14 protein-coding genes are annotated in these 19212 nt (G+C 74.3%); 7 read left to right on the forward strand and 7 right to left on the reverse strand.

Annotated features, from left to right (window positions below; translation table 11 throughout):
• Nucleotides 1-69: 69 nt before the first annotated feature.
• Genes E4A51_RS13015 through E4A51_RS13025 form a run of 3 tightly spaced genes read right to left on the reverse strand, consistent with a single transcriptional unit; the run spans nt 70 to nt 4452 of the window.
• Nucleotides 70-3108 carry a sacsin N-terminal ATP-binding-like domain-containing protein gene (locus E4A51_RS13015; protein ID WP_134851987.1) on the reverse strand — a complete coding sequence of 1013 codons (3039 nt, stop codon included), beginning with the start codon at nt 3106-3108 and terminating at the stop codon, nt 70-72.
• Nucleotides 3105-4067: a DUF3027 domain-containing protein gene (locus E4A51_RS13020; RefSeq protein ID WP_134851988.1), complete on the reverse strand. Its 963-nt coding sequence runs from the start codon at nt 4065-4067 to the stop codon at nt 3105-3107. Before E4A51_RS13020 ends, E4A51_RS13015 begins: the two co-directional genes overlap by 4 nt.
• A 1-nt stretch (nt 4068) precedes the next feature.
• Nucleotides 4069-4452 carry a cold-shock protein gene (locus tag E4A51_RS13025; protein WP_046530162.1) on the reverse strand — a complete coding sequence of 128 codons (384 nt, stop codon included), beginning with the start codon at nt 4450-4452 and terminating at the stop codon, nt 4069-4071.
• A 135-nt stretch (nt 4453-4587) separates the two neighbouring features.
• Here E4A51_RS13025 and E4A51_RS13030 point away from each other — a divergent pair, with 135 nt between their 5' ends.
• Nucleotides 4588-4926, forward strand: a complete 339-nt coding sequence (locus E4A51_RS13030; RefSeq protein ID WP_052748462.1) for a TraR/DksA C4-type zinc finger protein — start codon at nt 4588-4590, stop codon at nt 4924-4926.
• Nucleotides 4927-4930: 4 nt separating this feature from the next.
• On the opposite strand, the gene E4A51_RS13035 is transcribed toward E4A51_RS13030, so the two are convergent.
• Nucleotides 4931-6148: a M20 family metallopeptidase gene (locus tag E4A51_RS13035; RefSeq protein ID WP_134851989.1), complete on the reverse strand. Its 1218-nt coding sequence runs from the start codon at nt 6146-6148 to the stop codon at nt 4931-4933.
• Between the two features lie 148 nt (nt 6149-6296).
• Between E4A51_RS13035 and E4A51_RS13040 the strand changes: the two genes are divergently transcribed.
• Genes E4A51_RS13040 through E4A51_RS13065 form a run of 6 tightly spaced genes read left to right on the forward strand, consistent with a single transcriptional unit; the run spans nt 6297 to nt 13042 of the window.
• On the forward strand, nt 6297-7523 hold the full coding sequence (locus tag E4A51_RS13040; RefSeq protein WP_240696472.1) for a glycosyltransferase family 4 protein: 1227 nt from the start codon (nt 6297-6299) through the stop codon (nt 7521-7523).
• Nucleotides 7520-9241 carry a glycosyltransferase gene (locus E4A51_RS13045; protein ID WP_134851991.1) on the forward strand — a complete coding sequence of 574 codons (1722 nt, stop codon included), beginning with the start codon at nt 7520-7522 and terminating at the stop codon, nt 9239-9241. Before E4A51_RS13040 ends, E4A51_RS13045 begins: the two co-directional genes overlap by 4 nt.
• A complete protein-coding gene (locus E4A51_RS13050) occupies nt 9238-10200 on the forward strand; it encodes an ABC transporter permease (RefSeq protein ID WP_134851992.1) in 963 nt (320 codons plus the stop codon). The genes E4A51_RS13045 and E4A51_RS13050 overlap by 4 nt, the downstream gene beginning before the upstream one ends.
• Nucleotides 10187-11110: an ABC transporter ATP-binding protein gene (locus E4A51_RS13055; protein WP_052748461.1), complete on the forward strand. Its 924-nt coding sequence runs from the start codon at nt 10187-10189 to the stop codon at nt 11108-11110. The genes E4A51_RS13050 and E4A51_RS13055 overlap by 14 nt, the downstream gene beginning before the upstream one ends.
• Before the next feature lie 31 nt (nt 11111-11141).
• Nucleotides 11142-12266, forward strand: a complete 1125-nt coding sequence (wecB, locus tag E4A51_RS13060; RefSeq protein WP_134852043.1) for a non-hydrolyzing UDP-N-acetylglucosamine 2-epimerase — start codon at nt 11142-11144, stop codon at nt 12264-12266.
• Entirely contained in the window at nt 12263-13042 is a 780-nt protein-coding gene (locus E4A51_RS13065; RefSeq protein WP_134851993.1) for a DUF6270 domain-containing protein, read from the forward strand. Before wecB ends, E4A51_RS13065 begins: the two co-directional genes overlap by 4 nt.
• A gap of 2 nt (nt 13043-13044) precedes the next feature.
• On the opposite strand, the gene E4A51_RS13070 is transcribed toward E4A51_RS13065, so the two are convergent.
• From E4A51_RS13070 to E4A51_RS13080, 3 genes are read right to left on the reverse strand one after another with little or no spacing between them, the layout of a single operon-like run.
• On the reverse strand, nt 13045-14376 hold the full coding sequence (locus E4A51_RS13070) for a hypothetical protein (RefSeq protein WP_134851994.1): 1332 nt from the start codon (nt 14374-14376) through the stop codon (nt 13045-13047).
• A complete protein-coding gene (locus E4A51_RS13075; protein WP_167748912.1) occupies nt 14376-15695 on the reverse strand; it encodes a BNR repeat-containing protein in 1320 nt (439 codons plus the stop codon). The genes E4A51_RS13070 and E4A51_RS13075 overlap by 1 nt, the downstream gene beginning before the upstream one ends.
• Nucleotides 15695-19045: a glycosyltransferase gene (locus E4A51_RS13080; RefSeq protein ID WP_167748913.1), complete on the reverse strand. Its 3351-nt coding sequence runs from the start codon at nt 19043-19045 to the stop codon at nt 15695-15697. The genes E4A51_RS13075 and E4A51_RS13080 overlap by 1 nt, the downstream gene beginning before the upstream one ends.
• Nucleotides 19046-19212 lie beyond the last annotated feature (167 nt).

Raw genomic sequence — 19212 nt, forward strand, 5'->3', positions numbered from 1 at the left:
CCTGATCGTGACCTTTGGTGGTAGTTCGTCCGGATCCCGCGGCACCGCGTCCGCGCACGTCCGCACGGGTCAGCCCAGCACCACGTCGAGCGCCGCGGACCCGTCGTCCGGGTCACCCAGCAGGTGCTCGAGCGCGCCGCGCGCACCCCACCGGCCGGCCGCCCACGCGAGCCCCGCCGCGAGCCCCGCGACGTGCACGGCGTGCACGTCGCCGTCGTCGGCCACCCACCAGTCGACCGCGTCGCCGCCGACCAGCAGGTCGTCGTGCCGCCACCAGCGCACCGGCGCACCGGGCAGCAGCGCGAGCACGGCGTCCGGCACGTCCTCGGGCTCGCCGTCGTCCGCGACGTCGGCGTCGAGCTCGTCGGCGGCGAGCGGCAGGTCCAGCAGGTCCGCGACCGCACCGGCGCCCGGGCGCACGCCGTCCGGCCCCGACGGCGGGACGGGCACCACCGGCACCGCGTCGGACGCGCGCTGCCACCAGCGCGGGTCGTCGGCCACGACCGCGTCCTCGACCACCTCCGCGACGCCCGGCGCCGTGAGCGCGACGACGGCACCCGGCGCCTCGCCCGGCCCCGCGCCCGTCGCCCACGCACGCCACAGCCCGGCGGCGACCTCGAGCGGCACGACGGTGCCCGGCGGACCGAGCCGCTCGAGCAGCGCCGCCCACCCGACGGCCGGGACCTCGGCGAGCGAGGCGACGCCGCCCAGCGCGCGCAGCACACCCGCGTCCAGGCCGTCCAGCACGGCCGGTGCGGGCGGCACGAGCGCCGCCGGCAGGCCGTGCGCCCCCGGCAGGGCGAACACCGCAGGCAGCGGCAGCCCCGCCCGCGTGCGCAGCCACCACGCCGTGTACGAGTCGGCGGTCGCGCCCGAGCCCTCGCCACGGACCGGCGTCACGAGCGCGGCCCGCAGCGCCGGCGTGCGCGCGACGTGCGCGAGCAGCGCGTCCCAGCGGTCGTCGGCCACGGCGTCCAGGTCGGCGACCGCCGCGACGTCGCCGCACCCCGCACCCGGCCCCAGCACCGCCGCGAGCCGCAGCACGTACGCGTCCCAGCCGTCCAACGAGGCGGCCGCGAGCGCGCCCGGGTCGTCCGCGTCCTCGTCGGGCGCGACGCCCGCGACGACGTCCGGCACGGTCGTCACGGCGAGGTCGTCGCGCACCCCGACGGCCGTCAGCACCTCGCGCGACCAGCGGTCGAGGGCCTCGACGGCCACCGGGGCGAGCACGCGGTCGTCCAGCAGGTCCGCGGCGCGTCCACCGGGCAGCACGAGCCCGTGCGCGGGCGCCGCGGCACCGTCCGCGGCCGTGAGCGTCAGCAGCCCGAGCCAGGCCGCCGCGTCGTCCGGCACCGTCCCGGCTGCCGCGACGACGTCGAGCACGGCGGCCGTGACCTGCGCCGCGTGGTCCAGGTCGTCGTCGTCGGCCTGCCCCAGCACCGCCGCGCGCAGCACCGGGTGACGCAGCAGCGCGTGCGCGTCGACGCGCTCGGCACCCAGCCGCAGCAGCAGCGGACGCGCGACCCGCGGGTCCGCCGCGCGCAGCCCCCAGTCGCCCAGGGCGTCGAGCGTCGCGAGCGGCAGCGCGGCGACGTCCGCGTCCAGCACGACGACGCCCCGCGGCCCGCGGACCACGCGGCCGTCGACCAGGGGCACGGGCAGCGCCGCGAGGCCCTCCCGGGCCGCGGCGTCGTGCGCCACCGCGTCGAGCGCGTCGTACAGGGCCGCCCAGTCGACCGCGGCGCCCGTGGGCAGCTCGTCGACCACCTCGGCGAGGGTGCGCTCCTCGACCCCCAGCGCACGGGCCGCCGCGGCCGCCGCCGGGCCGGGCGGCAGGCGGACCAGCCCCGCGACCAGCAGCCCCAGCGCCGCGACGGCCGGCCCGTCCGGCAGGTCCCGCACCGTCGTCGCGCGCATCGGCGCGACCAGCGGGTCGTCGGGGTCCGCCGGCACCAGCAGCGGCGTGCGCGCCAACGCGGCGAGCACCCGTCGGCGCAGCGCCGCGTCGAGCGCACCCGACGCCAGCCCCGTCGGCACCAGGCCCGTCGGGTCGGCGCCGGACGCCGCGACCCGGCCCGCCAGGTCGGCGTACGCGGCGGCCGCGTGGTCGAGCACCGCGTCCGTGAGGGCGCCCGCCGTGACGTGCCGCCGCGACGGGTCGAGCGGCAGGGTCGCGACCAGCAGCGCCGGCAGCGAGCACGGCTCGTCGGTCGGCGTCGGCGCGTGCACGACCCCCGGCAGGGGCACCCCCGTGCGCGGCAGCGCCCACGTGACGCGCCACGTGCGGGCGGACCGCTCCTCGACGGGCCGGTCGGCGACCAGCGCGAGCGGCAGCTCGCCCTCCGCGGTGAGGACGTCCCAGCGGCGCTCGACGTCCGCGAGCCGGCGCGGCGCGGCGTCCTCGACCTCGACGACGACCTCGACGAGCCCCGGCAGCGCGAGCAGCAGGACGTCGTCGACCGCCGCCAGCAGCGCACGGACCTCGTCGTGCGCGACCTCGTCGCGCAGCGTCAGGACGACCGCCGTGTCGTAGCCCGCGGGCGGGCGCCCCTCGGTCGGCCACGGCAGGCGCAGCGCCGGCAGCGAGCCGTCGCGCCGGCGGACCTCGTCGGCCAGCTCGCCACGACCCTCGGCGGCCTCGTGCGCGGCGACCCGTTCGAGCTCGACGCGCGTGTCGGCCAGCGCGAACCGGACCGCGCCCGTCGTCGAGCAGACCACCACCTCGTCGGCGACCGCGCGCACGGCCGCGAACCCGACGCCGAACCGCCCGACCTCGCGCGTGCTGGTGCCGCGCTTGGCCGACGCACGCAGCGACGCGAGCGACGCGACCCCGGGGGCGTCGAGCGGCGCGCCCGTGTTGGCGGCCACCAGCACGGGGCTGCCGCCGTCGCCGTGCGCGAGGCGCAGCAGCAGCCGGCCCGGCGTCCCGGCGCGCGTCGCGGCGTCGGCCGCGTTCTGCGCGAGCTCGACCACGACCCGGTCGCGGTAGTACCCGCGGGCGTGGTCCTCCTCGCCGTTGGCGTCCTCGCGCAGCCGCGCGGGCGACGCCCGCCACGCCTCCAGCACCGCGCCGCGCAGCGCGGCCGTGCCGAAGACGTCGGCGGTCACTGCCCGTCGGGGGTGCGCTCGGCGTCCTCCGACGGACCGTCCGCGGCCTGCTCGGACGCGGCCTGCTCGGACGCGGGTTCCTCGGCCTGCGGCTCCGGGGCGGGCTCGCCGGCCGTCGCCACCTCGGCAGTCGCCACCTCGGCAGTCGGTGCGTCGCTGCTCGGCTCGTCCGCCGGCGCGTCGACGGGCGACGCCTCGGCGGCCGCGGACGGCTCGACCGCGACGACCTCGACCGCGTTCTCGTCGAGCAGCGGGTCCGGTGCGGGCCACTCGGTCGGCGCGGGGTCGACGTCGGTCTCGGAGTGCGCACCGCACCCGTGGTCGAGGCTCACGACCTTGCCGTCGTCCGGCGACCACTCGTTGGCGCACACGCCGAACAACGTCCCGAGCGAACCCTGCAGCGGCACCAGGAACCCGCACGTCATGCACGCGGCGCTCGACGCGACGGCCCCCGGGGCCGTCGGGCCGCGCGACCCGCGGTACCAGCGCTCGGCGGCCTCGTCGCGTCCCTGCGGCGAGAGCACGCGCACGCGCGCCAGCGCGAGCTCGTCGATCGCGACCTCGTCGACCTCGGGGTCGCCCGTGGGCGTGAACCCGGGCTCGAGGCGCGGGTCGTCGGGGCGGAACGGCAGCACGTCCCCGGGGCCGATGTCGCCCGGGCGCAGACGCTCGGACCACGGCACCCACGTGCGCGCGAGGATCGCGTCCTCGCCCGGCAGCAGCTCGGCCTCGCACACGGTCGCGGTGCGGCCGCGCGGCACGCGCGCGACCGTGACGGTCCACGCCCAGCCGCGGTACCCGCGCGCGGTGCACGCGAACCGGTGCGACACGAGCCGCTCGGCCTCGCGCACGGCACCGAGGTACTCGCCGACGTGCTCGGGCTCCTCCGCGATCTCGACCGCGACCTCGCGCGCGAGGTCCACGGCCCGCTCGAGGACGGCGTCCTTGACGGCTGCCACGTCAGGCCTCGAGCTTGTCCGCGACGGCCCGCAGGAGCGTCGCGTACTGGGTCGCGCGCTGCCCCTCCGGGTAGCGGCCGCGTCGCAGGTCGTTGCCGACCTTGTCGAGCACCTTGATGAGGTCCTCGACGACGACGGCCATCTCGTCGGCGGGCGCCCGCTTGGCCTTGACCACGGACGGGACCGGGTCGAGGAACGTCACGGACAGCGCCTGCGGGCCGCGGCGCCCGTCGGCCACGCCGAACTCGACCTTGGTGCCGGGCTTGGGCGCCGTGACGCCTGCGGGCAGCGCGGACGCGTGCAGGAAGACCTCGCCGCCGTCGTCGTCGGCGATGAAGCCGAAGCCACGCTCGGTGTCGAACCACTTGACCTTGCCGGTGGGCACTGCCGCTCCTCTTGCGCCGGGCACGTCCACGGGGCATTCCGAGGACCACCGTCCAGGTTACCGGGCCGTGCACGTCGTTTCGCGTCCGTCCGCCCCGGCGCGCGCCCGCGGCGGCGGCGGTGTGGACTGCTGGGCGTGGACGACGGACGCGCACGGGCCCTGCTGGCGGAGCTGCGCGCCGACGCGCTCGCGCGGCTCGCGGCGCTCGGCGAGGCGCACGGGGACGTCGTCGACGCCGCGCGCGGCGCGAACGTCGACGACGAGCACGACCCCGAGGGCGCGACGATCGCGTTCGAGCGCGCACAGCTCGAGGCGCTCGCCGCCGACGCCCGGCGCCGGCTCGAGGAGGTCGACGCGGCGCTCGCGCGCGTCGCCGCGGGCACGTACGGGACGTGCGCCGTGGGCGGCGAGCCGATCGACGACGCACGCCTGACCGCCCGCCCGACCGCCACGACATGCGTCGCGCACGCGTGAGGCGTCAGCCCTCCGCGAGCCGGTCCAGCGCGAGCGCGGCCAGCACCGCGGGGCCGGTCACGAGCGCCTCGTCGGCGAACCGGGCGCGCGGCGAGTGGTTGTAGGCCGCGGCCGCGGGGTCCTCGCCGGGCGGCGTGGCGCCGACGAACACGAACGCGCCCGGCACCTCCTGCAGCACGTAGGAGAAGTCCTCGGCGCCCGGCACCGGGTCGCGCGCGTCCACCCAGCCGGCCTCCCCCATCATCTGCCGGGTGAGGCGGCGCGCGCGGTCGACCTCGGGAGCGTGGTTCACGGTCACCGGGTAGCCGCGCCGGTAGTCGACCGTCGCCGTCATGCCGTGCGCCGCGGCGACGTGCTCGACGACCCGCGCGAGCCGCTCCGGCACCGCCGCGTGGGTGGCCTCGCTGAACGTGCGGACGGTCGCGTCGAGGTGGGCGTCGTCCGGGATGACGTTGTCCTTCGTCCCCGCGGCGATCCGCCCGACCGTCACCACCACCGGGTCGAAGACGTCGAACTGCCGGGTCACCATCGCCTGCAGCGCCAGCACGACCTCGGCCGCGACGGGCACCGGGTCGGCCGCCAGGTAGGGCTTGGAGCCGTGGCCGCCGCGGCCGTGCACCGTGACCCGCACCGTGTCGGACGCGGCCATGAACGTGCCCGGCCGGCACGCGACGACGCCCGTGGGGATGCCCGCGGACATGACGTGCACGCCGTACGCGGCGACCGCGCGCTCGCCCGACACGTCGAGCACGCCCTCCTCGATCATGAGGCGCGCGCCGTGGTGTCCCTCCTCGCCCGGCTGGAACATCAGCACGACCGACCCCGCGATCTCGTCGCGCCGCGCCGCCAGCAGCCGCGCCGCGGCGACCAGGCCCGCGACGTGCAGGTCGTGCCCGCACGCGTGCATGACGCCCGCGTGCTGCGACGTGAAGTCCTCGCCCGTGTCCTCCGTGACGGGCAGGCCGTCCATGTCGCCGCGCAGCAGCACCGTCGGACCGGGACGCGCGCCGCGCAGCACGGCCGTCACCGAGCTCAGCGCCCGCCCCGTCGTCACCTCGAGGTCGAGGTCCGCGAGCGCGTCGAGCACGAGGCGCTGCGTCGCGGGCAGGTCGAGCCCCGTCTCGGGCACGCGGTGCAGCGCGTGGCGCAGCGCGGCGGTGCGCGGCAGCTCCCGGGTCGCGTCGTCACGGAGGGCCGTCAGGGTCCGGTCGTCGAGCGCCATGCCGTCACCCTGCCACAGCGCGGTGCGGACGTGTCCCGTGGGTCGGAGGGCGTGCGGCGGCAAACGTTGCGTTGGGTACCGTGAAGGTCCGGCGAAGACGATGTGCCGACGTGTGAAGACAGCTGAAGGGGTTGATCGAGGCGTGCACGTGCTCCTCGTGACCCACCACTACGCGCCGGAGACGGGTGCCCCGCAGCGCCGCTGGTCGGCGTTCGTCCGGCGGTTCGTCGGGGCCGGCCACCGCGTCACGGTGCTCGCTCCCCCGCCGCACTACCCCAGCGGGCGCGCCGGCGACCTCGCCCCGCACGACCGGGTCGGCACCGTGACCCGGGGCCAGCACGGCGAGACGGTCGTGCGCGTGCGGTTCCGCACCCACGACCACCGCCTCGTCAGCAGGTCGGTCGACCAGGCCGTCGCCGCGACGGACTCGCTGGTGCGGGCCGTGGCGCGGTACGCCGGGCGCCGCGACCGCCCCGACGTCGTGATCGCCACCGCCCCCGGGCTGCCGTCGATCCCCGCCGGCATGGCCGTGGCGCGGCTGCTGCGGCGGCCCGTGGTCGTCGAGATGCGCGACGCGTGGCCCGACCTCATCGGGTCGAGCGGCATGCTCGGCCCGGGCCACGGACGGGGCCGGCGCGCGCTCGCGACGACGGCCGCGCACCGTGCCATGACGCACCTGCAGCGGCGCGCCGACGCGGTCGTGACCACCACGGTGTCGTTCGCGGAGGTGCTGCGCGAGCGCGGTGCGCGCCGCGTCGAGGTGGTGCGCAACGGCACGTCGGTCGCGCACCTCGACCCGCTGCCGCCGGCCGTCGGCCCCGCGGGCTCGCTCCGCGTCCTCTACCTGGGCACGCTCGGCCGCAGCCAGGGCCTGGCCGCCGCGGTCAAGGCGGCCGACGTGGTCCGCGAGCGCGGCGTCGACCTCGTGATGCGCGTCGTCGGCACGGGCGCGGACGAGGCGTACCTCTACGACACGGCGCGCCGCCTCGGCGCGCCCGTGCAGTTCGTGGGGCGCGTCCCGCAGGGCGACGTGCGCGCCCACTACGCGTGGGCCGACACCTCGCTCGTGTCCCTGCGGGACTGGGGCCCGTTCGAGTGGACCGTGCCGTCCAAGCTGTACGAGGCGCTGGCGGTCGGCCGGCACGTCACCGCGTCGATCGCCGGCGAGGCGGCGCGGATCGTCACCGAGTCCGACGCGGGCGACGTCGTCGCCCCGCAGGACCCGGCGGCCCTCGCGGACCTGTGGACCCGTCTCGCGGAGGACCGCGCACGCCTCGACGTGGGCCTGCGCGGCCGTCGCTGGGTGCTCGACAACGCCGACCACGACCGGCTCGCCGCGCACTACCTCGACCTGCTCGGGGGGCTGACGACGTGACGCGCGCGACCGCGCTGGCGCGGCACGCGGTGCTGGGCGTGACCACCGCCGCGGCCATGCTCGTGGAGGACCCGGCCCTGCTCGCGGTGCAGGCGAGCCGCCGGGCGCCGCGGTCCCTCGCACGGCGCGCGGCGGCGCTGCTGCGGCGCGGGGCCCGGGGGCCGCGCCGCGACGCCCGGCTGGGGCTCGCGGCGTGGTTGACGGGGCACCGGGACGTCGCGCGCACGCACGTCGGCGCGGCGCTCGCCGCCCCCGGCGGCCGGGTGGGGCGTCGCGTGCTGGCGGAGGTCGCGGTCGAGCTCGACGTTCCCGACCCGGGGGCGCGCGGCGCGACGGCGGCCCGGCGCGCGTGGCGCGAGGGCCGCGTGGACGACGCGGTCCGGCTCGCGCAGGGCACCGCGCTCGGGCGCCGGCTCGCGTCCGAGCGCGACCTCATGACGCCGGGGCTCCGGCTGCCGACGCCCACGGTCCCGCCGACCCGGCCGGCACCCGACGGGGCACCCCGGGCGCTGCACGTGCTGGTGAACTCGCTGCCGCACACCGCCAGCGGGTACGCGCTGCGCAGCCACGCGGTGCTGCGGGCGCAGGCCGCGGCGGGGGTCGACGTCCTGGCCGCCACCCGGATCGGGTACCCGGTGTCGGTCGGGCTCGTGGGCGCGCGGGACGTCGACGTGGTCGACGACGTGGAGTACCGACGCCTGCTGCCCTGGGCGACGGCCCGGACCCCCGGCGCCCGGCTCGAGCAGCACACGCGCGCGCTCGCGCAGGTCGCGGCCCGGTGGCGGCCGACCGTGCTGCACACGACCACCAACTACACGAACGCCCTGGTCACGCAGGCCGTCGCCGCCGCGCTGGGGGTGCCGTGGGTGTACGAGGTGCGCGGCCTGCTCGAGGACACGTGGGCCGCGTCGTTCCCGACGCCCGCGCTGCGCGACGCCGCCCGCGCGAGCCGGCGGCACGCGATGCTGCGCGCCCGCGAGGCCGAGCTGGCGTCCGCGGCGGACCACGTCGTGGTGCTGGGCGCGACCGTCCGTGACGACCTCGTGGCGCGCGGGGTCGACGCCGCACGGATCACGGTGGTGCCCAACAGCGTCGACACGGCCCTGCTGGGCCGCCACGTATCCTCGGTCGAGGCGCGCCGTGCGTTGGGGCTCCCCACCTCCGGGTTCTGGGTGGGCACGGTGACGAGCCTGGTGGACTACGAAGGGATCGTCACGCTGGTGGACGCGGTCGCGCAGCTGCGCGACCGGGGGGTGGACGCGCGAGCGGCGGTCGTCGGTGACGGCGTCGCGCGCCCCGCGGTCGAGCGCAGGGTCCAGGAGCTGGGTCTCACGGAGCACGTCGTGCTGCCCGGGCGCGTCCCGCCGGGCGCGGCGACGTCCTGGTACGAGGCGCTCGACGCGTTCGCCGTCCCCCGCCGTGACACCGCGGTGACGCGCACGGTCGTGCCGCTCAAGCCCATGCAGGCGATGGCCCTGGGGCGTCCCGTCGTCGCGAGCGACCTGCCCGCGCTGGCCGAGGTCGTCGCGGCGCCCGGTGCGGGTCTGCTGGCGGCGCCGGACGACGCGACGGCGTGGGCCGACGCCCTCGAGCGCCTCGCGGGCGACGACGCGCTCGCCGCACGGCTCGGCGCCGCGGGCCGCGAGTTCGCCGCGGGGCGCACGTGGGCCGCCGCCGGTGCGCGCTACCGCGCCCTCTACGAGGAGCTCGCGGCATGACCACGGCCCCGCCGAGCACCGACCCGCTGCCCGACGTCCCCCGGTTCACCAAGCCGCTGCTCTCCCGTGAGGGCAGGCGCCCCGTGCGGGTCGAGCCCGTCGACGGCACCGCGCTGCACCCCGTCGCCGACCGGCCCGCGCTGGGCGACTACCTGCGGCTGCTGTGGCAGCGCCGGCACTTCATCGTCGCGGACGCGCGCGCCAAGGTCATCAGCGGCACGAGCGGCAACCTGCTGGGGCAGGTGTGGCTCGTGCTGAACCCGCTGCTCGACGCCGCCGTGTACCTCGTGATCTTCGGGCTGCTGCTGCGGTCGAGCCGGGGCATCGACAACTTCCTCGGGTACCTCGTCATCGGCGTCTTCATGTTCGGGTTCACGACGCGGTCGGTGACGGGTGGTGCACGGTCGGTCATCGCGGCCCGGTCGCTCGTGAAGTCGTTCTCGTTCCCCCGCGCTGCCCTGCCGATCGCGACCGTCGCGCGCGAGACGCTGAGCTTCGTCCCGGCGCTCCTCACGATGCTCGTCCTCCTGCTGTTCACCCGCCCGGGCGCGGGCGAGGCCTGGTCGACGCCGCTGCAGGAGATCAGCTGGCGGTGGCTGCTCGTACCCCTCGTGCTGCTGCTGCAGATCGCGATGAACCTCGGCCTCGCGCTGCTCGCGGCGCGGGCGACGACACGGGTCCCCGACCTCAACCACGTCATCGGGCTCGCCATGCGGTTCTGGCTGTACGGGTCCGCCGTGTTCTTCTCGTTCGACCGGTTCATCTCGCACCCGCAGGTGCTCGAGCTGGTGCAGCTCAACCCGATGTACCGGGTGCTGGAGATCACGCGGGACTGCCTGCTGTACGGCGTCACGCCGCCGTGGCAGGCGTGGACGATCGTCGCCTGCTGGGCCGTGGGGCTGCTGACCCTGGGCACCGTCGTGTTCTGGCGCGGGGAGGAGTCCTATGGCTCCGTCTAGCGGACCCGTCACGTCGGCCGTCACCGCGCTCACGCCCGTGCAGGTCGCGGTCGACGACGTGCACGTGCGCTACCGCACGCCGTCGTCCGACACGTCCGCCGCACGCGACGTCCCCCGCCCGCTGCGGGTCGTCAACCGGCTCATCGGCCGGCAGGCGAACGTCGCCGTGCGCGCGCTGGCCGGGGTGTCGCTCGTCGCACGGTCCGGTGACGCCATCGGCGTGGTCGGCCTCAACGGCTCGGGCAAGAGCACGCTGCTGCGCGTCATCGCGGGACTCGAGCGCCCCATCCGCGGCCAGGTGCTCGCGCGCACCCAGCCCGTGCTGCTGGGCGTCAACGCCGCGATGGTCCCCGAGCTCACGGGCCAGCAGAACGTGCGGCTCGGCTGCCTGGCCATGGGCATGACGCCCGAGCAGGCCGCGGCCGCGTACCGGGACATCGTCGAGCTGTCCGGGCTGGGCCCGCAGATCCACCACCCCATGAAGACGTACTCGTCGGGCATGGGCGCGCGGCTCAAGTTCGCGATCGCCGCCGCGGCCAACCCCAAGATCCTGCTCATCGACGAGGCCCTCGCCACCGGCGACGCCGCGTTCCGCGAGCGGTCGCAGGACCGCATGGACCGGCTGCGCGCCTCCGCTGGCTGCACGTTCCTCGTGTCGCACGCCGCCAAGACCATCGAGGAGACCTGCACGCGCGCCGTCTGGCTGCACAAGGGCCACCTCGTCATGGAGGGCGACGCGTACGCCGTCGCGCAGAAGTACCGCTGGTGGGCGTGGAACCTCGCCAAGGGCGAGGACGAGAAGGCCTCGAGCCTGCTCGACGACGCGTTCCGCGAGGGCCACGACACGGCCGTGCGCGTCACCGACCTGTACGACCCGTCCGCACCACCCCGGCACGTCCGTGCCCGCTGACCCAGGAGAACGCCCCGTGCGACCCCGCATCATGACCGTCTACGGCACCCGACCCGAGGCCATCAAGTGCGCCCCGCTGGTCAAGGCGATCGAGGCGAGCGACGACCTCGACGGCGTCGTGGTGGTCACGGGTCAGCACCGCGAGATGCTCGACCAGGTCAACGCGCTCTTCGAGATCACGCCCGACCACGACCTCGACGTGATGAGCCACGGCCAGACGCTCGCGCAGATCTTCAGCCGCGTCCTCGACGGCCTCGACCCGATCCTCGCCGCCGAGCGGCCCGACGCCGTCGTCGTGCAGGGCGACACCACCACCTCGACCGCCGCCGCGCTCGCCGCGTTCTACCGGCAGATCCCCGTGGTGCACCTCGAGGCCGGGCTGCGCTCGGGCGACCTCGCGTCGCCGTTCCCCGAGGAGGGGAACCGGAAGATCACGTCGCAGATCGCGGCGCTTCACCTCGCGCCGACGGAGACGAGCCGGGAGAACCTGCTGCGGGAGGGCGTCGCGGACGGTGACATCGTCGTCACCGGGAACACGGTGATCGACGCGCTGTACGCGACGGTCGGAAAGCAGGTGGAGTTCAGCGACCCGGGGCTGGAGGAGCTCGCAGCCCAGCAGGCCCCGATGCTGCTTGTCACGACCCACCGCCGGGAGAACTGGGGCGAACCCATGGCGGGGATCGGACGCGCCGTTGCGACCATCGCACGCCGCTTCCCTGACCTCACGATCGTGCTGCCGGCCCACCACAACCCCCTCGTCCGCGACGCGCTGCTGACAGCACTGGAGGGCATCTCCAACGTGGTCGTGACCGGGCCGCTCCCTTACGGCGAGTTCACGCGCCTGCTCTCCCTCGCCTGCCTGGTCCTCTCGGACTCCGGTGGTGTGCAGGAGGAGGCGCCCTCCGTCGGCACACCCGTCTTGCTGATGCGGGAGAACACCGAGCGCCCCGAGGGCCTGACCACCGGAGTCGTGCATCTCGTCGGGACGGACGAGACGCAGATCGTCGAAGAGGTTGCTCGGTTCCTCGCCGACTGGCCCCGACGGAGGGCCGCAGTCGGCGACATAGCCAACCCGTTCGGCGACGGGCTCGCGAGCAGCCGTGCTCTCGCGGCCCTCGAGAGCAGGTACGCCCGGCAGCAGCACGTGGCACCGTGACGTCCCGGTCGCCGCTCCGTGCGTTCCTGTACGGAAGCTGCGTCGCGCGCGACACGTTCCGCACGCTGGGCGCTCGGGCGGAGATCACCGGCTACGTGGCCAGGCAGTCCTTGGCCAGCGCGTACGGGCCTCCCGTCGACGGTGTCGGGGCTCCTGACGTGAATCTCACATCCAGCTTCCGGCGGCGCATGGTGCTCGGCGACCTGACCTCCGACCTCCGGTCCCATCTGCTGCGAGAAGCACCACGGAGCGACCTCGTGGTCTGGGACCTCACGGACGAACGCCTGGGGCTGTACGTCCTTGCCGACGGTGGCGTCGCGACCAGGAGCATAGAGAGCATCGACGGTGGCATTGACCCGGTGCTCACCGACCGCGGACGACACGTGCCCTTCGGCTCCGGGGAGCACCATGCCCTGTGGTCATCGGCGGTGCCCCGATTCCTCGGCGACCTCGATGCCGTGGGCGCCCGCGACCGGCTCGTGGTCCTGGGTCCGCCGTGGGCCCGCCGGATGGACGACGGCACGAAGACCCCCGCCAGCTTCGGAATCGAGGCGGCCTCGGCGAACCGCGCGTACCGGCGGTACTACCGGACGCTCCACCGACACGGTGTCCAGGTGATCGGAAACCGCTGGCGCGGGGTGCGCGCGGCGCACGACCACACGTGGGGGCCGGCACCGTTCCACTACACCGACGCCGTCTACGAACGGCTCACCAGCGCGCTCGCAGCGGCCTCTGGAGCACGGCACGCGAGTCGGCTCTCACCCGGACGCCGCTGAGGTCATCGGGCAGGAACCGTCGGCAGGAAGCGCTCGACCGTCTGGGCGATCACGACGTCCGGCGACACGGATGCCATGTAGTCGTCATCCATCTCTGGCGACCAGATGAAATGGAACTCGCGGAAGAGCCTTGCGAACCACCAGCTCAGCTTCGCTGGGGTGGTGCGACCGGCACCGAAGAAGGAGTTACCGAAGACGACCACCCGTTCTCCGTAGAGCGACGAGGGGTTCCTCCACACGTGCTTGGTCCCGATGTGCCGCCCCGGACCCGGGTTGACGGTCTCGACGAGGACGAGCTCGGCCTCCGCCCTCGCGAGGACGGCCGACGACGGCTCGAGGCGCACGTCGGACAGCCCACGACCGAAGAACCGCTCCGACAAGTCCCCGACGTAGAGCGAGCGACGGGACATGGGGACGTCGCCCACTGCGTCCTCGAGGCCCAGCCGGTCGAGCATCGCTCGCGCCAGCGCCAGCGAGCCGCTGGGTGAGCAGTGCGAGTCCAGGCGGGAGTACGGCGCCTCAGGACCCGCCCAGCCGTCGAACACGGTGCGCGCACTCATGAAGCTCTCCACACCGCCGAGGGCCGCCTCCAGGTGCCTGAGGAGACGGGTGGGCGCGGCTTCCTCACGATCGAGCAGCGACCTCAGGACCGTCGCCTTCTCGGGCACCACGACCTGGGCGAACCGGCAGCCTGCGCTCCGCGCACGCCGCTCCCGCGCACGGACCAGGTCGTTCCACCCAGCCACCGCTCGGGCCGTCGACTCCCTCGCCGCATCCGACGCGGGCTCCGCGTACTGGGCCGCGAGGGCGTTCGAACCCCCCACCAGGAAGAGGTGCCCATCGTGTCCGAGGACCGCGGACCCGTCGGGCGACGTCATCCCCGCCGCGAAGGGCAGGAAGGACAGCTCGTCGGGGGTGGCCGGCGGGTCGAGCTGCGGCAACGACGTCGGCTCGTCCGGCAGCGGGGTGTCGGGCGGGCACGGCACGGTCACGCCCACCGCACGCACCTCGTCGAGCAAGAGGGCTCGCTCATCTGCACGTCCACCGGCCGACAAGCCGAGCTCGACCTGATCCGCACCGGCCGACACGACTCGGAAGCGCCCACTCAGCAGCGCGAGGGGGTCCAACGGCTCATCAAGGGAGACGACGAAACGCACGTTGCCGAGACCGGTCGCCGTCCGGACGTCGACGCGCTCGGGGCCGAATGCGACGGTGCCGACAGGCGTCCCACGGAGCAGAGCCAGCACGCGCGGCGGGTCGATCGGGTCCGCTGCCGCGACCCACCCGGCGACCCGCGTGCGGTCGGCGGAGACCTGATCGATGTACCCGCGCACTAGCGCTCACCTTCGCTCGACACCGACCCCCGGGACAGCTCCAGAACGCGGATCTCGCGGGCCGCCGGTTCGGGTCCGTCAATCGCCCGATCACGCTGCACAGGCATGGCGACCCACTCCAGGAGCCGACGCGTCAAGGCACCCTCCGAGGCGGCGTCCGCGACGTAGAAGGCGCGCAGCCCTCCGGAGTCGGCAGGACCCGGTGTGAGTGGCGAGAACTCTCCCGACGCATCGCAGCAGGACACCAGCTCGAGGTCGGGCCCCACCTCGAGGACTCGTCGGCGGTCCCCTACACCGACCTCCACCGTGAATCCCACGGCGGACGGCCGCGGAGTGTCGATCCGCACAAGGAACTCGAGACTGCCGTAGCCCTCGAAGTCCCAGACCACGTCCCAGTTCGTGAGCCGCCGACTGATCCACGACGAACCCGCCCACGAGGCGGCGTGCACCTGGAGGCGCCCGTCCTCGTCACGAAGGTGGTACACCACCACCACCCGCCCACCACGGTCGAACCCGAGTCGCACGTTGTTGTTCAGAAGTCCACGACGCACCCCGACCGGGTCGATGACGTCGGCGCTGTCGAAGGTCAGCCCCCCTGTCGGTGAGCCGTCCGCACGAGACCACTCGACGAGGTCTCGCGAGGTCGCGTAGCTGACGGTGTGGTTGTCCTCGGCGGCGGGGGTGTCGCGCCACACCCAGACCATGTGGAACCTGCCGTCCGGCCCTGGGATCGGGCCGTCTCCGTCGACGTAGGCGCTGCGCTTGCCCTCGCCGTCGATCAGGGGACCTGGGGCCGCCGCGACCCAGCGGCCTGTGTCCTCGTCGTAGCCGTACGCGAGCAGGTCGCCCTGCCCGCTCCCGCCGTCGCGGAAGTAGAAGTGGAGCCGCCCGTCGGGAGCCGTCCGGAACCGGGGGTAGGTGACCCGTTGCTCGCGAGCGACGTCGACCATGGACGGCACACGGCGCAGCGAGGTGACGTCCCACGGTCTCGACGAGCGGAAGTACGTCAGCGGGGTGACGTGCATGTTGCCTGCGACGTGCAGGTGCCCGGCACGGTCGACCCCCACGGCGACGTAGTTGTGGCTGTCCCAGCCGACGGTCGTGTCAAGAACAGCGGTCCACCAGTCACCGTCCGGGAGCGTGCGCAGTGCGACTCGCAAGCCCCGATCCGACCCGTAGTAGGCCACGATCTGGTGCGATCCCACAGTGAGGAGCGCTGGTTGCACGTTGACCGCAGCGACTCCTCGGCCGACCACGTCCGCCCGCACCAGCCGGTACGCGTCCCTCTCCCGTGCGCCGTCGTCGCCGTGAGCGGGCATCACAAGAGCTCCTCTACACGTCCCACGAGCCGACGCGCACGCGCCTCGAACGAGTGCTCGCGCGCGACGAGCGCCGCGATCTCGCGCATCCCCGCAGCGTCCGGGTACAGCTCGTCGGAGCCGGGTCCGCAGAGCCTGCTCAGGTCCTCGGGCGACTCGTAGACCTGAACCGCGTCGCCGAACACGTCGCGCAGACCGTCGACGCGGTCGCTGACGACGCGGCATCCTGCCGCGACGGCGTCGAACAAGCGGTTCTGGATGAACCCCTGCTCGGCCATCTCGCGCCAGTGGTCCGCGAGGACCCGCGTGCCCCCGCGGTACACGGCACACAGATCGGCATTGGGCACGTAGGCACCTCGAAGGTCGCTCTCGGGAATCTGCCCCTGCCAACCAGGGCCGTACACCGCGAGCCGCACACCGGCGGTCACGGCGTCATGAACGATCTTGCGCTCCCGCCCCGGGTGCGTTCCACCCACGAACACGGGAGCCCCCTGCTCCACCGGCGAGACGTCGGCGCGGAACAACCTGGTGTCCGTGGCCTGCAGCAGCGGCTCCACGAGCACACCGGTGGCGGCCGTGGTCTTCCTCGCCCACGGGACGGACGCGGCGAACACCGCATCGAACTCGCGCAGCTCGTCCTCCGTCACCAGTTCAGGGTGGCTGATGACCCAGAGGATGTTCTGCTTGCCGGGAATGGGGCGCACACGATCGAGACCCCGGATCGCGAGCACCACGTCGTCCAGCGCCACCGCATCGGTGTCGTGGGCTCCGTGCCGGTGCACGACTGCCTCCTGCCCGATTGCCTCAAGGCTGAAACGCAGGGAGTCCGCGAAGTGAGTGTCCCCCCATCGGTCGCCCAAGGGCCCCGGGATCGAAGCGATGTGGAGGCCCCAGCGGCGCGGGGCCTCCATCGCGCGGACAACCACCGGGCGAGGAGCAGGGACGGGCGACCTGTCCGAGCCGACGTGCGCGATCCGCAAACCGAGCCGCGCGAAGACGTCGTGCTGAGGTGCGGGTAGGGAGCCACGCCACCGGTCGAGGAAGATGCGCCGGTTCTCTGTCTGGTTCGCGGTGCGACCCGGGGTCTTGCTCTCGTGATGCGTCACCACAGCGCTGGGGCGCACCCGCCAGTCTCCAGCGCGCTGCTTCGACAGCCGCAGGCACAGGTCCACGTCCTCCATCCCGTTGACGAAGATCGGGTCGAAACCGTCCACCTGGGCGAAGTCCTCGGCACGCATCATCAGCGCGGCAGCCGTGACGGCGGTGAAAGCGAGCGACCCCACACGCTCACCGTCACTACGGGGATGCCCGGCGAGGAAGTGACCGGGCAACGCGTCGGCGGCCGTGAAGACCGTGCCTGCGGCCTGGACGGTCTCGTCCGGGTAGAGGAGCAGCGGCTGCACGCCGACGACGCCATCACAGGTGATGGTCTCGGCCAGGTCGCCCAGCGCCCCGGGACGCACCTCGGTGTCGTTGTTGAGGAACATCAGGAGCTCGCCCGTGGCGTGCGCCGCCCCGACGTTGCTACCGATCGCGAAGTTGAGGTTGCGCGGCAGACGTACGAGATGCACGCGGCCGTGACCCGCGAACGCGCGCACCAGCCGCTGACCGACCTCGAGGTTGGACCCGTTGTCCACCACCACCACCTCGACGTCGTCGAATGAGTCGTCGTCGAGGACCGCCCGGACGGCCCGGACGGTCATCACGTGGTCGTTGTAAGTCGGCATCACGACCGACACCCGGCCGGCGACGCGCTCACGGGCACGGACCGCGCGCCAGTCGACCCAGTTCCGTCCGAGCGCTACCCACTGCCAGTGATCCGACTCCCGAACGGTGATCCGATCGTCACCACCCGACGAGTCGTCGTAGTCGCACCCGATGACGGGCACGAGCACGGGCTCGACCAGCCGGGCAACGCGGATCGCGAAGTCGTGGTCGACCCATCGCCGCATGGTCTCGTCGAAGCCGCCGGCGGCGCGGGCGATATCCAGGGACACGACGAGCACGTTGAGATCGATGTGGTTCAGGACGAGCAGGTCCTCCAGGCCGCCCACGTGCGCACGGTAGGTCGGGCCCGCGTTCTCGCGGCCGTGCAAAACCGTCGCGGCGTAAGCGGCCGACAGGCCGTCACGTGCCATGACGCGCAGCATCGTCTCGACGAAGTAGGGGCGCCATGCGTTGTCGGAGTCCAGGAAGGCCACGTACTCGCCCGTCGCCGCGCGCAGACCGGTGTTGCGCGCACTGCACACGCCGACCCCGTCGCTGCGGAGCACCGTGATGCGGGCGTCCTCCTGCGCGAGCCGTCTCACGAGGTCCCACGTGCCGTCGGTGGACCCGTCGTCCACCACCAGGATCTCGGTGTGCCGGTGCGTCTGCGCCTGGATGGACGCGATCGCCGCCCCCACCTGGTGCACGCGGTCCTTCACAGGCATGACGACGCTCACCAGCGAGTCCGGCTTCGGTGTGGATGCCCGCACCTCGACCAGCAGCGCAGCCTCAGCCGCGTCGTCCCACGTTTCCGTCGCCCGCGGCGCTGCAAGCTGCCTGCTACGGCGGACCGAGCGAGCGTGGGAGATCAGGGCCGCGCGGCCGTCGAGCGCGAGGAGCTCTCGCTCGGGGTCGTCGTCAACGAGAGGCGCGACGGTCCCGTCGCGCAGGTGCTCGAGGAAGTGCCCGAGAACTCCGCCGGGGTGCTCTGCTGCCGCGGCCGGGTCGACCTCCACCTTGCGGGGATCGAACCACGGCCCCGCGGGAGCCTCCCACGCCTGCGCCGATCTGAGATGGGCCAGCAACGCGTCGACACGTCCGGCCCGCATGGCCGCTCGCACCGGCTCTGGCATCACCGCGGGGTCGAGAAAGGCGTTCGGTGCCACGAGGTCACGCATCCCGAGACTCAGGAAGTGCGAAGCGGCGTCGGCGTCGCGATGGAACGCGGCGCCGGTGACCGCCGTGTAGTACTCAGCGTCGAAGATGCCCGAGGCCATGAGCCTGCCCACGTCGGGGTGCTTCTTCCACGACCCCTTCCTCACCGCGGCTGCGGCGGGCGACGGCACGGGCGACGGCCGCGGCGAGAGCCCCGCGGCGGTGAGCCGTTCGTTCAGTCGCCAGTCCCACTCGGACGCGCGCTTGTGGTTCCGGGTGACGAGCGCGCTCAGCCGCGCCGTCTCCCGGACTGCACCACGCTCCGCGAATGCGATCGCCGTGACTACCGGAACGACGACCAGCGCACCTCCCAGGGCCGCGACGAGGGCACGAGCCGCCGGCAGCCCGGCGGCAACCGCGACCAACGCCGTCCCGACAACCGACGCACCCGCCAGCGACATCCAGACAAGGCGCTTCCGAAGGGTCATGCGGACCACCGCGACCCAGTCCCGCCTACGCTCGCGACGCCGCACCGCGAGCAACCCGTCACCCGACCTCGGAACACGCCACCGCGCGGTGGCTCCCCGGCACTCGTGGACCGTTCCGCGTCCATCGTGCTGCTCATCCGCAGGTCTCCTGTGCTCTTCATGATCCT

This window comes from Cellulomonas sp. HD19AZ1, assembly GCF_004535805.1.
GTDB classification, from domain to species: Bacteria; Actinomycetota; Actinomycetes; order Actinomycetales; family Cellulomonadaceae; genus Cellulomonas; species Cellulomonas iranensis.